This window comes from Paenibacillus illinoisensis NBRC 15959 (assembly GCF_004000925.1).
In the GTDB taxonomy this organism is placed as follows: Bacteria; Bacillota; Bacilli; order Paenibacillales; family Paenibacillaceae; genus Paenibacillus; species Paenibacillus illinoisensis.
On the sequence record NZ_BIME01000008.1, the window covers coordinates 76,807 to 96,212 of the forward strand.

General features: G+C 46.6%; 16 protein-coding genes. 10 read left to right on the forward strand and 6 right to left on the reverse strand.

Annotated features, from left to right (window positions below):
• The first annotated feature begins 220 nt into the window (after positions 1-220).
• A complete protein-coding gene (gene ppk1, locus PIL01S_RS19245) occupies positions 221-2,302 on the forward strand; it encodes a polyphosphate kinase 1 (RefSeq protein WP_127538925.1) in 2,082 nt (693 codons plus the stop codon).
• Here the strand turns inward: ppk1 and PIL01S_RS19250 are convergent.
• On the reverse strand, positions 2,262-3,788 hold the full coding sequence (locus PIL01S_RS19250) for a Ppx/GppA phosphatase family protein (RefSeq protein WP_127538926.1): 1,527 nt from the start codon (positions 3,786-3,788) through the stop codon (positions 2,262-2,264). The genes ppk1 and PIL01S_RS19250 overlap by 41 nt on opposite strands.
• A 25-nt stretch (positions 3,789-3,813) precedes the next feature.
• Complete coding sequence (locus tag PIL01S_RS19255) at positions 3,814-4,068, reverse strand: hypothetical protein (protein ID WP_127538927.1); 255 nt, start codon at positions 4,066-4,068, stop codon at positions 3,814-3,816.
• Between the two features lie 236 nt (positions 4,069-4,304).
• Between PIL01S_RS19255 and PIL01S_RS19260 the strand changes: the two genes are divergently transcribed.
• On the forward strand, positions 4,305-4,964 hold the full coding sequence (locus tag PIL01S_RS19260; protein ID WP_127538928.1) for a YheC/YheD family protein: 660 nt from the start codon (positions 4,305-4,307) through the stop codon (positions 4,962-4,964).
• Between the two features lie 352 nt (positions 4,965-5,316).
• On the forward strand, positions 5,317-5,460 hold the full coding sequence (gene sda, locus PIL01S_RS19265; RefSeq protein WP_017692430.1) for a sporulation histidine kinase inhibitor Sda: 144 nt from the start codon (positions 5,317-5,319) through the stop codon (positions 5,458-5,460).
• Between the two features lie 21 nt (positions 5,461-5,481).
• Here sda and PIL01S_RS19270 read toward each other — a convergent pair whose 3' ends face one another.
• Complete coding sequence (locus PIL01S_RS19270; RefSeq protein WP_127538929.1) at positions 5,482-5,733, reverse strand: hypothetical protein; 252 nt, start codon at positions 5,731-5,733, stop codon at positions 5,482-5,484.
• Between the two features lie 74 nt (positions 5,734-5,807).
• The gene (locus PIL01S_RS19275) at positions 5,808-6,782 is read right to left on the reverse strand and encodes an NAD(P)/FAD-dependent oxidoreductase (protein ID WP_218029840.1); all 975 of its coding nucleotides are present in this window, start codon (positions 6,780-6,782) and stop codon (positions 5,808-5,810) included.
• Between the two features lie 557 nt (positions 6,783-7,339).
• Here PIL01S_RS19275 and PIL01S_RS19280 point away from each other — a divergent pair.
• Together PIL01S_RS19280 and PIL01S_RS19285 are read left to right on the forward strand one after the other, a co-directional pair.
• Entirely contained in the window at positions 7,340-8,533 is a 1,194-nt protein-coding gene (locus PIL01S_RS19280) for an NAD(P)/FAD-dependent oxidoreductase (RefSeq protein ID WP_095361277.1), read from the forward strand.
• The gene (locus tag PIL01S_RS19285) at positions 8,530-8,787 is read left to right on the forward strand and encodes a hypothetical protein (protein WP_095361278.1); all 258 of its coding nucleotides are present in this window, start codon (positions 8,530-8,532) and stop codon (positions 8,785-8,787) included. Before PIL01S_RS19280 ends, PIL01S_RS19285 begins: the two co-directional genes overlap by 4 nt.
• Positions 8,788-8,882: 95 nt before the next feature.
• Here the strand turns inward: PIL01S_RS19285 and hemQ are convergent, their stop codons facing one another.
• Positions 8,883-9,629: a hydrogen peroxide-dependent heme synthase gene (gene hemQ, locus PIL01S_RS19290; protein WP_127538931.1), complete on the reverse strand. Its 747-nt coding sequence runs from the start codon at positions 9,627-9,629 to the stop codon at positions 8,883-8,885.
• 253 nt (positions 9,630-9,882) lie between these two features.
• On the opposite strand from hemQ, the gene PIL01S_RS19295 reads away from it, so the two are divergent.
• The 3 genes from PIL01S_RS19295 to PIL01S_RS19305 all read left to right on the forward strand — a co-directional run bounded on the left by PIL01S_RS19295 (position 9,883) and on the right by PIL01S_RS19305 (position 12,959).
• Entirely contained in the window at positions 9,883-10,176 is a 294-nt protein-coding gene (locus tag PIL01S_RS19295; protein WP_095292079.1) for a YuiB family protein, read from the forward strand.
• 360 nt (positions 10,177-10,536) lie between these two features.
• Positions 10,537-12,072, forward strand: a complete 1,536-nt coding sequence (locus tag PIL01S_RS19300) for a replication initiation and membrane attachment family protein (RefSeq protein WP_095361280.1) — start codon at positions 10,537-10,539, stop codon at positions 12,070-12,072.
• A 212-nt stretch (positions 12,073-12,284) separates the two neighbouring features.
• On the forward strand, positions 12,285-12,959 hold the full coding sequence (locus PIL01S_RS19305) for a hypothetical protein (protein WP_127538932.1): 675 nt from the start codon (positions 12,285-12,287) through the stop codon (positions 12,957-12,959).
• Positions 12,960-13,082: 123 nt separating this feature from the next.
• Here PIL01S_RS19305 and PIL01S_RS19310 read toward each other — a convergent pair whose 3' ends face one another.
• Positions 13,083-15,839 carry an endo-beta-N-acetylglucosaminidase gene (locus tag PIL01S_RS19310; RefSeq protein ID WP_127538933.1) on the reverse strand — a complete coding sequence of 919 codons (2,757 nt, stop codon included), beginning with the start codon at positions 15,837-15,839 and terminating at the stop codon, positions 13,083-13,085.
• 211 nt (positions 15,840-16,050) lie between these two features.
• Between PIL01S_RS19310 and PIL01S_RS19315 the strand changes: the two genes are divergently transcribed.
• Positions 16,051-17,880: a sensor histidine kinase gene (locus PIL01S_RS19315; RefSeq protein WP_164764281.1), complete on the forward strand. Its 1,830-nt coding sequence runs from the start codon at positions 16,051-16,053 to the stop codon at positions 17,878-17,880.
• A 1-nt stretch (position 17,881) separates the two neighbouring features.
• Positions 17,882-19,396: a response regulator transcription factor gene (locus PIL01S_RS19320; RefSeq protein ID WP_127538934.1), complete on the forward strand. Its 1,515-nt coding sequence runs from the start codon at positions 17,882-17,884 to the stop codon at positions 19,394-19,396.
• Positions 19,397-19,406: the final 10 nt, after the last annotated feature.

Sequence of the window (19,406 nt, forward strand, 5' to 3'; positions counted from 1 at the left end):
GAAGAAGAACAGCAACCGGACCAAATCGCACTGTACCTCACTTTACTCTGTCTACTGCACTTTGTAAAGGGATGGAAAAAGTTATCGTCATGAGGTATCATTTACATAAATTTTACACTGCTTTTACACTGCGATGACGCTTGTATCCAATCACGGATAGTACAATTATAGTAGAACCAACTAAACAAGGATTGATATGCAACACATTCGGAGGCCATACATGCATAGAGATATTAAAACAGGCAACTATGTTAACCGTGACTTAAGCTGGGTTGAATTTAATCGTCGTGTGCTTCAGGAGGCGCAGGATTCTACCACACCTCTATTGGAACGGTTGAGATTTCTCGGAATTGTAGCCAGTAATCTGGACGAGTTCATGAGTGTAAGGGTAGCAGAGACAAAAGAGAAAATTAAAGCAGGATTTACCCAAAAGGATTTCACAGGATACACCCCGTCCGGTTTATATCGGAGATTGATCAAACGAACAGGTGCCATGGTGGCTGAGCAATATAAAACCTATCGGGAATTGATTCGCCTGCTCGCCAAAAAGGGAGTTGTTCTACAAGAGTATAACGAGCTTAATGGAACACAGCAACGGGCAATGGATCAATATTTTCATGATATTATTTTCCCTGTATTGACACCCATGGCCGTGGATCAGAGCCGACCATTTCCACTGGTGCATAATAAATCGGTCTATCTCGCCGTGATGCTTCAGAAGGAAGAAGAACAGGAGGATGACCCGTTTTTTGCGATTGTTCAGGTCCCCTCGAATCTGCCGCGTGTCGTTCCGGTACCTCTGCGTGCAAACAGCAAAAAGAAAACATTCATATTAATAGAAGATTTGATTAAACATCATACACATACCCTGTTTAGCGGATATATTCCGCTGGCTGTCCAGGAATTCAGGCTAACCCGTAACGCGGACCTTTTCATTAATGAAGAGGAAGCGGAAGATTTGCTGGAAGCGATTGAGAAGGAACTGCGGCGCCGACGCCGGGGAGCTCCAGTGCGGCTTGAAGTATGCAAGGACTTTCGTTCGGATGCTCTGCTCGAGCTGCAGGAAGAATTCGAGATCCAGGATCCAGTATATGAGATCGATGGTCCGCTCGATCTGAGTTTCCTGGCTGGATTTGTAGAGAGTATCGAAGGCTTTTCTCATTTGAAATATAGTCCGGTTCAGCCGGTGTATCCACCGGAATTTTTACCGCGGGAGAGCCATTTTGAACTGCTGCGCAAACGGGACGTACTTGTTCATCATCCTTATGAATCATTCGAACCAGTCACTGATTTTGTCCTTGAGGCATCGGAAGATCCTCGAGTCATGGCTATTAAAATGACATTGTACCGGGTAAACGGGGATTCACGTCTCATCCCGGCCTTGGCTCATGCAGCAGAGAGTGGCAAACAAGTGACCGTTGTGGTGGAGTTGAAGGCACGCTTTGATGAAGAACGCAACATTGCGTGGGCGCGCAAGCTGGAAAAGGCAGGCTGCCACGTTGTATATGGTTTGGTTGGTTTGAAGACCCATGCAAAAATTATTCTTGTTGTGCGCAGGGAACAGAATGGCTTAAGACGTTATGTGCACGTTGGAACAGGTAACTATAACGAGAGTACGGCGAAGGTGTACACAGACGTAGGACTGTTCACCTCCAATCCGATCATTGGTGAAGATGCATCGGAGCTCTTTAATGAAATAACCGGTTATTCGGGACCGAAGGCCATGCAGGCTTTCCGCGTTGCTCCGGATGGCATGAAGGATGAACTGTTTTCACTCATACGGAGGGAGACAGAGCATGCGCTTAAGGGGAAACGGGCCCGCATTATTGCCAAAATCAACTCGTTATCTCACCAGGATATGATTGATGAATTATATGTTGCATCCCAGGCAGGTGTACAGATCGATTTAATTGTCCGCGGGGTGTGCTGCCTTCGCCCAGGTGTTGAGGGACTCAGCGAAAATATTCGGGTGATCAGTATCGTGGATCGATTTTTGGAGCACTCTCGCCTGTTTTACTTTGAGAATAGCGGGAACCCGGATGTATATATCTCCAGTGCAGACTGGATGACCCGGAATCTGAAACGGAGAATTGAGCTGATGTGCCCGGTATTTGATCCGTCACTCAAAAAGATGCTTGTCGACATCCTGAATCTGTCCCTGAATGACAATGTGAAGGCAAGGGAATTGATGCCTAGCGGCAATTATGTCTTTGTGGAAAACGAAAAGCCCCCGCTGAGAAGTCAGACGGAGGCAATGGGCATTATTCCTTGGAAGCCTGCAGAGTGGAGTATGTCAACTTAACGTCCCAAGCTTCTTCCAGATCCTTGGCGGCCTCTTCCAGGCCATGCATTTCCAGTAACGGCTCGGCTGAGCAGATGAGTTTGATCTGCAGCGAGCCGTTTTCTTTGGTTACACGTATCGCAGAGATTCGCTCCGAACGATGAATGGCCTCGGCTATGCGCAAGATGGAGCCCAATCGGTGAGCGTGCCGTTCATCCGAATCCTTCAGAATGTCCCGGTGCTTATTCAGCAGCTGGGGCGTTCTTTTTTTGGGATGATAATCGGCTGCGATAGCTGTCAGCACGGTCTCCCGGTGGGAAAGTCCATATATGCCCGCATTCATAATCCAATACGCCGAGTGCTGGGGATAACGGAAATAATTGATCTGTTTTCCTGCCCCATGAAGCATGCAGGCGGTATACAGGATTCGTGCATCTGCTGGTTTGGGTGCGTCCCCATCCAATGCCTCATAGAGCACGGTTGCATCCTGATGGATTCGTTTCAGCTTCTTCTCGGGAACTGGCGGGCCAAAATGAATGAAGTTGCGGATGCTGTCCTCCAGTGCAGTAGGAGAGGCTGGCCGGTGCGGGGCCATCAGATCACGCAAAATCCCGTCACGCAATCCCGCTCCGCTTACGACATAACGATCTCCCTGAAGAATGTCGAAGACCGTTCTGAGAATCAGAACACCGGGCACAATGATGTCAGCACGATCCTTCGCCAGGCCAGGCACCTTTTTGCGCTGACCTGATGTCAGATAAGGCAGTGATTTGGCCAGGTTCTCCATGGCTGAAGCACTGATCTCGTAGTGGTGGGTTACAGGTAACGAGTATTGTGTTCTTTTTTGCTCAATTTTGGCCAGAGTACGCATGGTACCTCCAAGACCGATGAGCGGAAGACCTGGATGCTGACGGACCCAATCCTGATCTTTCAATGCCTGAATGACATCATTGCACAGCGCAGCAACATTTGCTTCAGACCAGGAATCCTCCCCGCCATACCTGGCATGCGAGTTTACGGCACCAATGGGCAGTGAGATACTGTGGAGTCTTTTGCGATCCCGGAATACGGTTACTTCCGTACTGCCGCCACCGATATCCACGACATAGCCATCCTGCAGATCAATGGACTGAATAACCCCAAGAAAGCCGTAATACGCTTCCTGATCTCCGGATGCACATTCAATCTCAAGTCCGGTCTCCTCTTCAAGCCAGCCAATGATCTGAGCAGCGTTGCGTGCATTGCGAATGGCAGCTGTAGCCGCAGCACGAATGACTTTCGTTTGGAATGCGTCACAAGTAGCCTTGAATTGTTGCAAGACGGTGATGGCCTGTTCCAGCGAATGGCGCAGGATCTGGCCATCCTCTTCAACCACGTTGCTGAGGCGCGCAGCATATTTATCTTCATGAATGATCCGGTAGGCTCCTTCATGATCCAGTTCGTAAATGACGAGACGAATGGAGTTGGAGCCAATATCGATAATGCCGAGAGTTCCTTTTGAGTTCATATGCATCTCCTTCTAGACAGGTATTCTACCCAAGTTGCAGCAGGGCAGCCATGGCTTCCGGTGAACCTGGAGGGGTGGAGGAGAAGGGCGTGGTCAGCATTACCACAATAATGAAGACGATGAAACAGGCAAACAGTATGCAGCTTACGGCAAAACCGCGATTGCGTTTCTTCATAAACAGCCGAATACCTGTAACGAAAAGAAGTACTGTGACGGCGACCAGCACGATAGACATTGCGACATAGGCTACGCCATACAGTGATTTGAAAAATGCTTCCATATTTTCTGAACGCTCCTTAGATCCTCTTATTTAAGCCTTTCCATTACATTCCTTAGTAGCATACGACAGATTGATGCGTTTGAAAAGTAAACCAGGCGTGTGTGCCTTTCTATAAACAAGCCTATAGACACTTCTTACGGAAAAGGGGCAACTGCCTTGGACAGACATCCAAGAGGGGACGGCTTCTGTTGAGTATGTATATGGAAGGACCATTGTTCAGGAAAGGAGATCAACCCATGTCAAGACAGCTTGCAAGCAAATGGCTGAAGACTGCAGCACTGATGAAATATCCGGTAGCAGCTGTCCATATCCCGCAGACGATGGCATTTAATTCGAGAAATCTGCTGCACATGCTCAGCCGTTATGGAATGGTGTATATCAAACCTATAGTCGGTGGCGGAGGTTATGGTGTTATCAGGGTATCCACAAGCGGAGGGAACTACCGCTATACGCATATGAAAGTTACACGTACATTTACCAACTACGGCCAGATGTATCGCTCGCTGGTACGGATTAAAGTTAGACGGAGATATCTGATCCAGCAGGGAATTCATTTGGCAATGATACAGGGCAGACCTGTGGATTACAGGGTAAAAGTCGTCAAAACCGAGCGAGGCTGGGTTTTCCGTTCCATGGTAGGGCGTTTGGCTCGTCCCGGATTGTGCGTAACCAATCTGAGCAAAGGCGGGACGATGCTGCAAGGCAGAAGGGCCCTTAGTTTATCACTCCCTCATATATCCACCAGACACAAACGCCGGGAAATGCGTTCATTGACGTTGACATGCACTCAGATTATGGAAAGGCAATTTCCAGGTGTAGGTCAACTCGGTTTCGATTATGGGCTCGATCACTCCGGGAAGATATGGATTCTAGAAGTGAACACCAGACCTCAATAAAAAAGTGAAAAAATATAAAAAAAACCAAGATTACACCGATAAACATATAGAGAAAATATTTTGGAAAACGTTTGAAATAAAAACAAATTGGGTAATTTACACGGAATAAGTCTTAAAACTATGAGTTGAAGCTAAAAAAAATTCTCTCACATTCGTTCTAATAGAAACGTTACGATCCTGTGCATAAGTAATATCCACATTATCCACGTTGCTTAATCAACATTTTTACCATTTATCAACAACCTATGCACAGGATTTCCACAAAACCTTGTGGATAACAGAACGCTTGTTCTCTTTATAAATCTCTGATATGATAGTTTTGAGGAAAAAAAAGGAAAGGTTGTGGCGGGAAATGGCTATGTTATCCGATGAGATGTTATTGGATTCCTACCATAAGGCGATTGAGCTTAATCTCGAGAGAGATTTCATCGCGCTGCTATTGGCAGAAATCCATAAGCGCAAACTGGGTACCGACGTATCTGCCATTCTTCACTAGAGATCCTCATTGCAGGCAATGTTACAGGTTTCCGGACATGTCCCATTGTGCTACAGACCAGAGGGTGCTGGTATGACAATGGTGACAGTACAACATATGCATGCAACCGTTTTCGTTTCCGTCTTCCTCTATCATGGAAGTCTGTAACGAATAGGGGCTGTACGGTCCGGTGTAATCGTCCAATTTGCCGCATTCTGACAGTCCCTGAAGGCAGTGGGGACAAGCCTGCTCCGGTACAACCAGACCGTTACACAGCGGGCATATATAAGACAAGGGTATCCCTCCTGATATTGAATGTTCAGGAGTAAGATACCCTTTTTTGTACCTTTTATGTGATTCGCGTAAAACTATCGTTTCATGTTGCTGCTGTGTCCTGGGGACAACTTTGCATCCGGATCGAAGTAAACCTTCGCGTTGTTAACAGCGGTTGGTGCTTCACCAAACCCAACAGCGATCAGCTTCAGCTTGCCTGGGTATGTTGTAATATCCCCGGCGGCAAAAATGCCTGGAATGGATGTTTCCATACGGGAGTCAACAACGATGGAGTTGCTATCAATTTCGATCCCCCACTCGGCAATGGGCCCGAGCGATGATACAAATCCAAAGTTGACGATCACGGCATCAACGTCAATTTCTTGTGTTTCTTTGGTTTTGACGTGTGACAGCGTGACTTTGGTAATAGCTTCATCCCCGTGCAGTTCTGTAATCTCCGTAGGTGTAACCACGTTGACTTTGGAGTTCATCAGGTTCTCCACACTGTGCTCATGTGCACGGAATTTGTCACGACGGTGGATCAGGGTTACTTGTTCTGCGATTGGCTCCAGCATAAGTGCCCAGTCTACGGCAGAGTCACCGCCACCACTGATCAGTACTTTTTTGCCGGCAAAAGCGTTCAGATCACTGATGAAGTAATGCAGGTTTGATTTTTCGAACTTGGCTGCACCTTCAAGTTCCAGGCGACGTGGTTCGAAAGCACCAACACCGGCAGTGATGATTACTGCTTTGGCATGATATTCGTTCACATCGGTTTTGACGATGAAATGACGCTCGTCCAGTTTTTCAACGGATACTACTTTTTCCTCAAGACGAATATTCGGGTTAAAGTGACTCATCTGCTCAATCAGATTGTTTACCAGTTCCTGAGCCGTCACTTTGGGGAACCCTGCAACGTCATAAATGTATTTTTCGGGATACAGCGCAGCCAATTGTCCACCAAGTTGTGGCATGCTTTCGACCAGAGTAACGGATGCCTGACGCATCCCTCCGTAAAATGCGGCGAACAGACCTGCAGGGCCGCCACCAATAATAAGTAAATCGGTCATGTCATGACCGGCAGTTTGTGCAGTCAAGAATCAACAACACCTTTCTTATTTTAATAGGTAGTTAACAGAAATAATGTAGCCGGATACCTCATGTAGCCAGCGTTTGTTGCTGAACTGTCTTTCTCATTATAAACGGTGTAAACTGGGTTGCAAAGTTGGTAACGGGACTAACATGGGAACAATTGATGAAGATCAGGTGAGAATAGGATGAAATTGGAAATGAAAGGTTATGAAAGATAACAAAAAAAACCTTGATATTTACCAGAAATACAGATATTCTTGACCTGTACTATGTGTTTTTTTGTCTAAATAAAAGCCAATTTGTAAAACGAAGACATTACCTGTAATTTGTTGATTCTTGTGTATAATTTCACAACTTTAATTGGACATGTACATACAAAATATTCAAATAAATTCGTGAAGTTAACATTTGTCGTCATATGGATAAGACCTCATCCATATTTTGTAGTAAGTACAGCTGAAGGTATGATACCCGAATGAAGATACAAAATGTTGTAAAAGTAGATGATGTGAGTGAAACCGGAAGGGGTTAAGACATGAGCAGCATTCCCAAAATCGTCATTCTCGGCGCGGGCTATGGCGGGATTTTAACAGCCCAGCGGCTGCAGAAGGAATTAAATTATAATGAAGCCGACGTCACATTGGTGAATCGGCATGATTATCACTATATTACAACACACCTACATATGCCAGCAGCCGGTACGGATTCGATTGAGCATGCGAGGGTGCCGATTTCCAAGCTGATTGATGAATTCAAGATTGATTTGGTCAAGTCGTCGGTGAAGGAGATACGACTGCAGGATCGCAAGGTCATTTTGGAAGATGGAACGTTATCCTATGACTATCTGATTATTGGACTCGGCGGTGAACCGGAGACCTTCGGTATTCCGGGCATGCTGGATCATGCCATGACCATTCGCAGCATCAACTCGGTACGACTCATTCGTGAGCATATCGAATATCAGTTTGCCATGTACAAAAACGATAACAAACGTAACCGCATTCGTTTTGTAGTGGGCGGAGCAGGTTTCAGCGGAGTTGAGTTTGTGGCGGAGCTTGCTGACCGCATTCCGCAGTTGTGCAAGGAATTCGACGTTAATCCAAAAAATGTGCATATTTACAATGTAGAGGCAGCGCCTTCAGCCCTGCCTGGCTTCGATCCGGAGCTGGTAGAGCATGCAATGAATGTGCTCAAGAAGAAAGGCGTAACCTTCAAAATCGGTGTTCCGATCAAGCAATGCTTGCCGGATGGTGTCATTGTGGGTGAAGGTGAAAAAATTGATGCTGCCACGGTGGTATGGACCGGTGGAATCCGCGGTAACGCGCTGCTTGAACAGGCTGGCCTCGAAGTGATGCGCGGTCGGGTAAAAGTGGACGAATATTTGCGAGCTCCGGGACATGAGCATGTCTATGTTATTGGTGACAATTCACTCGTATTTAACGGGGAAGGACGTCCATATCCACCAACAGCCCAGATTGCCATGCAGCAAGGTGTGAACTGCGCCAAAAACGTTGTCGCTGCCATTCGCAAAAAACAGCCACAGCCCTTTGTGTTTACCAGCAAGGGAACGGTTGCTTCGCTCGGTAAAGGGGAGGCCATTGCTGTGGTTGGGGGTAAAAAATACAAGGGCTGGAAAGCTGCCCAGCTGAAGAAACTGGTGGATCTCCGGTATTTGTTCATCATCGGTGGAATCCCGCTTGTGCTGAAGAAGGGGCGGTTTTTTGGATGAGACATTGCAGTGTTCAAGTTCGCGGCCTGCTTACGCGTGATGAGCTGGATCGTTATAACGCCCTGATGCAGGTAGGTGGTTATCTGGAGGAGCAGAACCAGTATGACCTGGCTTATATTGTGCAAAAGGAAGTGGACATTCTCATCCTGCCTGCAATTGAGCGGTTGAAGGAAAAGGGACGGGATCGTGACCGGGCCACGGCCGAGTTTCTGGAATCGCTTAAGGCAATGGAAGAAGAAGAGGACCGGGATTAATTCGGAGTTTGAACATTTCTGGATAAAATGAATACCATAAAAAAAGCACCGGTGACTCTCCCCTTGGGGAGTGTCATCGGTGCTTTGCGTTTTACTTACAGTTTCAACATGTCTTCCAGCGAACCTTCGCCCAGCAGGCTTCCCACATAGAACGAACCGAATTCGCCATAACGTGCGCTAACTTCATCAAACCGCATTTCGTAAACCAGTTTTTTGAACTGGAGTGCATCGTCTGCAAACAGGGTAACGCCCCACTCCCAATCGTCGAAACCAACGGATCCGGTAATGATCTGTTTAACTTTACCCGCATAGCTGCGACCAATCATGCCATGGCTGCGCATCATGCTGCGGCGTTCGTCCATGGACAGCATGTACCAGTTGTCGGCCAAGTCGCGTTTTTTGTTCATTGGGTAGAAGCAGATGTACTGACGCTGTGGCAAAACTGGCTTGAGACGTGCAATGATTTCCGGGTTTTGCATCGGATCTTCGCCTTCTTTGCCAAGATAGTTGCTCAGTTCCACGACGCTGACGTAGGAATACGATTTGGTAGTGTATTGTGCAAACATCGTTTTGTTGAACGCGTTCTCGACGGCCTTGAGGTCCTCAAGTGTTTCACGCAGGTGCATCATGACAAGGTCAGCCTTTTGGCCGACTACAGTATAGACCACAGTGCTTCCTTTTGAGGAATCTTCGACATCCTTCCATTCTTTCCAAAACTCTTGAAGCTCGTCCAGTGCTACGGCACGTTCCTCGTCATCGGCTGCTTTCCAAGCGGCCCAGTTAATTGAGCGGAAGTCATGCAGGGCATACCAGCCCTCCAGTGTTGATGCAGCTTCGTTCATTGGTTCTGTTCCTCCTGCAGTTTATATTTCCAAATCCCATGAGGGACGGTTAAGAAAAACTATATCGTTTACATTGTATCCCAACACCGAGCACAAGGGCAAATGAAGAGAACATGAATATAGGAGGATTTATCCAGAAAGTTCGTTGCTTCGCCACATTTTTTGCGGTACACTATCTACTAGCCAGAGAAGAAAATACAGTAAGTTATGCAAAATAAGCCCTTAGTTCATAAGAAGAGGTGAACGTCACCCGATGCAGTTTATACCTGTGCTGGTATTAATGGTGTTATTTTTCGTGATGATGTTTGGGATCGGTTTCATTCTGAATATGTTGATGAAGACTACCTGGTTTCCTTCTTACCTGTTCATCATTGTGATCCTGCCTGTCGTGGTGTATTCCTTGTGGGATCACACGGCTTCACTGATGACCCATCTGGGCTCGTTCCAGATCGTCGATTATCTGACCGGTGTGGCTGGGCTCGCAGGCGCAATCATCAGTGGTTGGACCATTCGCAAACTTCGACTGGGTGGGTATAAAATGTTTTAACCGGATGAGCTTCATATCTTGCCCTGACTGCCATGGCTAATGGAAACAAAGAGTCCTGCCTTTCTCGTAACCGCTTACGCGAGCAAAGGGAGGGCTTTTTGTCATATGTTATGAAAATAGACATAAACGAACCGCTGAGCTGCATACACATGTGGATAACCATTTCTAAATAGTTTCACTTGTTTTATATGGCTGGAGCTTTTATAGTATTCTAGCAACTCTGCGAAAACGTGAATGCTGTCGACCTAGGACGAAACGGAGCGAGAACAGGCCATCTTTTTACCTGTTTTTGAACATTTGAAGATCAGGCATTTATGATAGAATAGATAAACACACTTTTGGGGAGAAGGAGATCAAGCCATGCGCATGAAGAATTTGCTGCATTACACTGAACATCATCGCTACTGCGTATACAGGGAGTTTGGACTTAGTGCTCTGGACGACCGTATGCTTACCGGGGCATATCAGCCCATGGTAGGTGCTTTCGCAATTGGCTTGTATCGGCTGTTGTTTCAGCATCTTCCCGGTGAACAGGTCGGTTACTCACCCCTTGAACAGCAACGAAAATTGTTCATGACACTTGGACTCGAGCCCAGTGAGAAGGGCCGCAAGTATCTGGTGGAGCAGGCTTCCAAGCTGGAAGCGGTCGGATTGCTTCAGACGTCACGCCTTTACATTCCGGAGAATGATGATTACATCTATGAATATGAGCTGCAGCCACCGCTGTCACCGGCAGAATTCTTCCGTACACAGCATTTGACACTGCTGCTTCGTGACAAGATTGGCAAGTTTGCTGTTCTCTCCCTGCGTTCGGGATTTTCGGCAGTAGAGAATGGGGACGCACCTTATCCTGCAGCGAGTAAAGAAAATATCTCGGTTCCTTTTTACGATATATTCGAACTGAATACGCATGTAATAGATTACGAGCTGGAGCAGGCGCTCTCGGAAGTATCCACATCCGCACAGCGGAGTGGGACAAGTGTCGCGGCGGAAGAGCTTACGTTAAATTACGCCGACATTATTTTGCGTTTTCCGCGCGAGTCGGTGAACCGTCGTCATGTGGAAAAACTCCGGTTTGATCATGAGCAGCTGGGCATTGTGAATTACGTGGTGAACAAGTTCAATCTGAGTGTGCAGGACGTGTGCCGTTTACTGGATGAGGATGATATCTTCAGTCCGCAAGGACAGCTGATGTTGGATGATCTTCAGCATAAGGCAAGCTTGCAGTTCCGTCAGACGAAGAAACGTCAGGAACAGCAAACCGTACAGGCAGCCAAAGTGGTCGCCCTGAGGCAGCATCTGGACGAGCCTGAGCAGCAGAGCGATTCCGGGGAACCGCCAGTGGAACATGTGGTGCAGATGGAATACTATGTGGAGGTTCCACCGCAGTTTGCAACCAAATGCGATATTCACCAATACAATATGATGCTTCGTAACGAACCATATACACGGCTTTTACAGACGTTTTTCCCAGGAGCCGTACCGGATAATCTGGTCGATATCTTTGAGAAAATTGATCTGAGCTATAAGCTGCCTGGTGAAGTCATTAATGTTCTTATCCATTATTTGATGCAGCTCCTTGTGTCAGGTGGAGAACAGCGGATTAACCGTAATTTCGTTGAAGCGATCGCTTCCAATATGCTGCTGAAGCAGGTCAATTCATATGAGAAGGCAGTCCAATATATTCGTGACCAGGCCAAGGTAAAAGGCAAGCAGGCTGCTGGTGCAGCCGGAACCCGTTCCCGTACATACGGCAAAGGAGCCAAAGCCAAACCCGAAATCCCGATTGTTCAGGATGTTGCCGCTGAAAGCGATGGAGTATCCGAGGAAGAGTTCGAAGAGATGATGCGATTTGCCCAGCAGATGCAGGCGAGCAAGCAAAAAGGAACTTCATAAAATTTCTTGTTTATAAAGAGACCCAAGGCGAGTCCCCTAATTAAAGGAGGCTCGCCTTTTTGCAAGCTTGCGCCTATCTACAAATACACTGGAAGAATTTATTGCAATATTCTACTATTATATTTTAAGTAAAAGCTTATGCACCTAATCTTGTTTTTTATTGATGCTTCGTCGTCATCTGAATTAAGAAGATTGAAACACTGGGGGGAGTCATGAGGATACAGGACAAGTTAGATGGGATAAGAATTGCGAGTAGACCAACAACAAAACAAACCGTCATTTCCGTCACAACTGCAGCAATTATTGGAGTTGTTTTAGGATTAGCAGCCAAGCTTGTAGATACTCCGGGGATTAATCCCCTATTTGACGATATTGGCGGACGTCTCGGAATCTGGGTATTCGCTGCAACTTTATTATCCGTTTTCAGTTATTCTCCCAAGCTAGCTGCCGTCAAAGCTTTTGTCTTCTTTGCATCCATGCTTACCGTGTACTATGTATATACCGTGTTGTTTCTGCACTTCTTCCCAGCAAGAGCTATTTTATTTTGGGGGCTATGTGCAGTGATATCTCCCATATGTGCATATCTGATTTGGTACGCGCGAGGAGTTGGAGGATTTTCATATTTAATTGCGTCTCTTCCAATTACCGTATTGCTCGTAGAAGGTTTTGAATTACGAAATGCCTATTTACCCATCCACACGCATTATTATTTAATCCCATTACTGATGGGAGTCTATTTCATAATGATCACTCTTCTCCTGATTTTCATTCCAAGAATTAAAATGCGAATCTTAGTCATTCTCCCCATCGCTCTTATCTTGTCTTTTATGATGATTTATTTTAATGTCTTGAGCCTGATATTTGGTGGTATGAATAGTTTCTTATAGCGCCATGTACATATCTCATCCTATGAATTAAGCCCTCTCCGCCTTCTGTTGAAAGCGGAAAGGGCTGCTGCTAATTAGGGTTTAATTTTCTTACAGCATTAATCTTTCATTTGCTGAAATCGTCTATCTCAAAATGGTGGTTGCCTTATTACCCGCATAATCTTCAATAACGACCTTCAGTGAGCTGCTGCTGGAAGCTGGTGTGAAGGTCATCTCACTCAGCTTGGTTCTTCCCCGGATAATATACGGAAATTTTTGCGTAACGTAAGTCACCCCGAATTCGCGAGGTACTTCATTTTCGTAAACATAGATCTTGTACCAGTCCTCCAGATCAGGCAGGGCGAGGGTGTATTTTCCATCATTTACCGTAACCTTTTCCTTCGCGTATGGTGTAATCTGATGATCAGCCAGTTGTCCAGTAACTGTGACCGGTTGTTGCTTGCCTATGGCAATGTTGAGCACGTATTGTTCACCATTCGTTGGCAATCCCGTCAGGACAGCTGAAGGTTTTCCTTTCTTGAGCTGAACGGTCTTTGTGAAAGGTTCATTCGTATATTCGGTTTGCAGGGTGAGCTCGATCGCTTCCTTGCCTTTGGTTTTCTTAGGGTATTTCCAGCTGACAGTGGCGTCGCCCTGTTTGTTAAATTTCACTTGGATATCCTGAACGGCTGCATCCAAATTATAGGACAGGGTTGCAGGCTCACTCTCACGGCCATCTGCGCCTACGGCACGAATAGATAGCTTACCGGAACGATTCTTCAAAGATTTGATGTAATAGGTGGAATCATATATTCCGCCAACATAAGATCCATTTTCATATAAATTGTATTGCTTAACCTTCGAATAGTCTTCCATATCCCATGCCACAACGAGTTCATCTGTATTGGTCAGAGACTTGGCGATGTGGAAACCTGTAGGAGTATCTGGTTTGGCCGCAGATCCATCGAAGATACGGATTTCACCGATGTTCATCTGATAATCTTCAATTGTGTTTCCATTTGGGTCAAATACCAGTCCGAAAGCCGCAATGTTTTGGCCCGCATAGGCACTCAAATCCAGGGAAGCTGTTGTCCAGCCTTTCGTTTGTTTGCCTGAATTCGGAACATTGACTTTGACCACATGGGATGGATCATCTTCGAGAATTAAACCGACTTGCAGGGTGGACTTATCGCTCTTCGATGGTTTGTTATAAGTGAGTTCCAATGTAGACTTCGCATTAACCGACAGATCCGTTTTATACAGACGCAGGAAGTTCTCCGCGTTCAGCTCACCGTTAACGACAAGAGAGCTGCCGCCATTGAAGGCCCCAATGGAATCGTACTGGTAACGGGCACCTTTTTCATAGGTTGGGCCATAGTCAAAATCAACACTCAGCTTATCCCCTTCACTATCCATCCACCACTGCCAGGTGACAGGGATGTCCTGGATGTTGATGTTGGACCATTCGGTATCATTGGATACCTTTCCGTTTTCATAATATTGCAGACCATGTCCGGTATTGAAGTTCGTAGCAAAGTTTGAACCATTAACGACGGAACGTTCCGTAAGGTAGGCGGCTATGCCGTCCCAATTGGCGCCGGAAGCGTAGACATCCGACAGATCAACCGATGCATTGCGGCGGGCTTCGGTAGGGTCCTGATTCGGTCCAGACCACCAGGCACGATCGCGCACAAAGGTCATCCACTGATACTCGTCTTCAGCCCTGTGATTGGTGCTTCCATCGCCCATCTCTTCATCAAGGGCATTGTGGGTAAAATCTGCACCCAGCGTTGCTATGCTGTTCATCGGCTGACCGTTCTCATCCAAATTGTTGCGTAGGTCATAGAGCTGTTTCCACCGTCCAAACCGGTCATGGCCGCCTTCAACGCCGGCAAAGACGGTTTCCAGTGGATCCAGGCCAAGGCTGAAGGCATGATCACGTGAATCCTGCAGCATCTCATGGTTCCAGACATAGTTCAGGAAAATGGAATCCGAAACCCTGCCGAGAGCCGTATCCTGTACAAATGGGCTGTTGAGTTCGTTAAACTCATTCTGGTATTGAATCTCTCCCGTCGTATTAATGGTTGAGTCATACCACTGAACATAGAGACCCTGATCTCTTAAATATTGCATGAATTTCTTGTAGGATGGAATGTCTTCAGGGGCAACGCCCCTCGCTACCTCTTCCTGATTGAAGAAGTATCCATCATAATTGTAGTACTTGGCCATCTCGGCCAATTTAACAGCGACCGGGAAATTGCCGTCTTCATCCTGTACGAGCATCTGCTTGTATGTTTGAGGACCACGGTCATTGTCAGAGAAGAAAATGTTGGCAATGGAACGAACGCCGTTTTTATGCGCGGCATTGGTGTAAGCCGGGTTCGGAATGTTCAGAATACCGAACTCGAAATATCGCTCTGTCCACTCCTTGTTCGGGTCATACAGCTCTTCCGGCACTCCGGCAGAAGCCATGCCATGCCAGTAGCTGTAATAGTCTGTATATTGCCAATAATTAAACAGATACTGGCTGAATTCGTTCGTATAAGGGGTACTGTCGAAGAACGCATTGCCGTAGTCACCACTCATCGTAAAGAGCTGGGTATCCGGGCTAAGTTCGGGGTAGGCCTGTGTGGCGGCAAAAGCATCATTTCGCGGCTGTAAAGGTACATGTGCACGGAGCAGTTCTCCATAGATGTCACTCTCGGGTGTCCAATTCAGAATCTGTGCAGAGGTGTAGCCATGCTGATAGGGCTGATTGGCGCCTTTGGCACTGTCACCTGTGTAGGGAAGTGTATCCCCTGCATATACAGATGAGGCGACCAACTGTCCGATCAGAGCTGATGTGATGGCCAGTGCAGTTACCTTGGGAATGATGCCTTTCGGTTTGAGTTTGCGTGTCATGCTGTTCCTCCTTCAAGTGGACTGAATGTAAGGTATTCGTTTACACAAATATAAACTTATGGTTAACGATAGAGCATGAAAGCATTTTCAAATAGGGCGAAATTAAAGAAAGGCAGGTATAAACTAAAGAAAAGTTCAAGGTGAGAAGTTAATGTCAGAAGGCAAATGATATAATTCAGACAGGACAGCCGCATCGGGGGGAACTTGCGATTTGAAAATTGTTAGCGTTTACAATAATTTCTTCAAAAATAATATGTTTATGAAAATGCTGCTTATTTTCTCAATGATTTCGATTGTGACGATTATTACGCTGTCGTATATCATTTTTCTATCGGTGTCCGACTCCACGATCCGTCGTGAACTGGCTATCCAAAAGGCGGCTATGGAAAGTGTGGACCGATATATTCATCAGCAGTATGAGTCCGTACAAAATATGGTGAGAGACATGCATCAGAACGAGGCGCTGTCAGCCAATATCTCCTATCTGATGAGCCACACCTATGCAGATTATGTCCAGCATCTCACCAATGGATATTACGCCAATCAGGATGACTATTCCGCAGATGTACTGAAACATTTCCAGAATATTATGGATCGAAATGCGGACATTCATCAGTTGATGTTATATAGTGCAGAGCGCCAGGACATGTCCATGTTCAGCCCCAATAAGCAGTTCAAGAAGCTGGACACGAGTGCTGCCCATTCCTATATTCCAGACGTGATGGCCATGGAGACGCCTAATATCAGTGCACCCAACTACTGGATTCGCAAAGAGATCAATGAATGGAGCCCGGACCTGTACGCGATTCGTGTTCCCATCAACAATACACAGACGCTGCGGAATCTGGGGCAGTTCCTCGTTTTTTTTGACTCAGCAGGCATTGGAAATGCGCTTGATAGTTATGAGAGCAACTTTAAGGGAGAAATCGTGGTACTGTCGGCCAAAGGTAACGTGTTATTTGACTCCAGCAGCAACTATTACGGCAAGAAGTATCCTTATGTTGAAGTAGCGGATTCGCTATTCGATCAGACCGAGATGGATTCGATGAAAAAGGAAAAAAACATGTATGTAAACAAGTTTGTCTCCGCAGACCAGGGCTATGTGATTGTAGCCACGGTTCCTGTGGAAGAGATGGCTGAGGCCTATGCAGGTATTCGGAATACCATTATTTCAATTAGCATCATAAGTACCCTGTTTGCTGTGCTCGTTCCGGCGTTTTTTATCATTAACTTTGCGAAGCGGACCCGGAGAATTATCCGATTTACGCAGAAGGTGAAGTATGGCAATCTGAGCGCACGAATTGACGATACCCGTGACGATGAGCTGGGGCAGATCTCGCACAGCTTTAACGATATGCTGGATGAACTTAATTTGTATATTGAGCGGGTGTACAAGGCCGAGATCAAACAAAAGGAGACGGAGCTGGTTGCTCTGCAGGCCAGAATTAATCCTCATTTTCTCTATAACACGCTTGAAGTGATTCGTATGAGAGCCATTTCCCAGGGGGCAAGGGATGTTGGGGAGATGATCTACAGCTTATCGGTGCTCTTCAAGAGCCTTGTTCAGCAGAAGAAAAACTATACATTGAAGGATGAGATGGAGGCTTGCCGTCTATATCTGGAACTCTTTCGAATCCGTTATAAGGATATCTTCACCTATACGATTCAATTGGATCCTGTGCATAATCAACATCCTGTGGTCAAGCTGTCCCTGCAGCCGATCATTGAAAACTATGTCGTGCACGGAATCCAGACGGAACGCTCGGATAACAAATTGTCCATTGTGGTGGAGGAGATTGGCGATGTGCTGCAGGTGGAAGTCAGAGATAATGGCAAAGGCATTGATCCTGCCCGATTGGCAGAAATTCGTGAAGAGCTCGATCGTCCAGAGGAATCAGGACAAATGTTTGGGCTGCGCAGTGTGCACAGTCGTCTGCGCTACCTGTATGGACCGGAGTTTGGAATGACGATAGAGAGTTCGCTTGGAGAAGGGACCCTGATCAGGGTGCGTTATCCTCATACGGAAGGGACAGGTGTTTAGCATGTACAACGTGTTTATTGTGGACGATGAGCCGTTCATCATTGAAGGATTATACGAGATTGTGGATTGGTCTTCATTTGGAATGGAAATTGTGAACCATGCCGGCAATGGCCAGGCGGCGCTCCAAGCGCTGTCTGCCCAGCCTGTCGACATTCTGATCACGGATATTTCGATGCCCATCATGAATGGACTGGATCTGATTCGGGAAGCAAGGCGTGTCCAGCCTGACCTTAAAGTGATTATTCTCAGCGGGTTCAATGAGTTCGAATACTTGAAGGAAGCGATGCAGCTGGGGATCGAAAATTATCTGCTCAAGCCGATCAATGTGGAGGAGCTGGAATCAACGCTGCGAAACACGGCCTCCAAGCTGGATCAAGCGCCAGCAAAAACAAGTTATGATGCCTACGGCATTCAAATTTTGAAGGACAACATTCTTCATCGATGGTTGACGGGGCAGATCGCAACGGCGGAATTCGAAGAGCGTTCTCTGTTCATGAATCTTACACTTGATGGTCCATGCTATGGCATTGCCATTCTCCGTACGAAGGGAGAAGAGCCGGGCATATTTGATCAAGTGCAGCGTCTACTTGCAGACAAGCCTTATGTGAGTACTTTTCATGATTTGGATGGCGATATCGTCATGATCGCGAGTGTGGACGAGCAGCAGGTCGATAGACAGATGTTTATGGATTGCGTCACCTGTTTATCCAGGCAGATCTCTGAAGCACACCCGTCTGTTTATATTGGTATGGGGAGCATGGCCAAGGGCATACATCAGGCACCCGCGAGTTACAAAGAAGCCAAGCGCGCTCTGCAGTATGTGATGATCTACCCGGATCTTAAAGTGATCGATCATGCGATTCTTGAAACGGGAAGCAGTGCTGGCAGTCGTTTCTCCTTCGACTGGAAGGAATATGCCAAGCTGATGTTATCCCGAAATACCGAACAGCTTTCAGAACGAATTCAAACGGATTTTGAACAGTATCGCGACGGGATGACTCCTGTGGAACTGCAGCATACGGCGCTCGAATTGGTTATTCGTTTCAAAATGGAGCTGGAGAGCATTAAGCATACGGATGAGTCTGTCATTTACCAAAAGGGGTTAAGACGGGTGCTGGACAGCAGTACCTTTGCCGAACTGGTGCAGGCCCTTCAGCAAGTGGGGAGCGAGACGATCGAATCTCTGCTGCAGGATCTGAAAAACCCGATTGTGAGCCAGGTGCTTCAGCATATCGAGAAGCATTACGCAGAAGAGCTTTCCCTTAAGCTGCTAGGGGCTCATTATCATCTGCATCCCGTGTATCTTGGACAGCTGTTTCACAAGGAAACAGGAGAGACCTTTGCCGAGTACATCAATAAATACCGGATCGAGCGTGCCAAGGAACAGCTGCGCAGTTCCAATCTGAAGGTGCATGAGATCGCAAGAAACGTTGGATATTGGGAGACAGGATATTTTTATAAGCAATTCCGCAAATATGTAGGCATTTCACCGACCGATTTCAAGGTTTTTAATTAATTCGGTGACG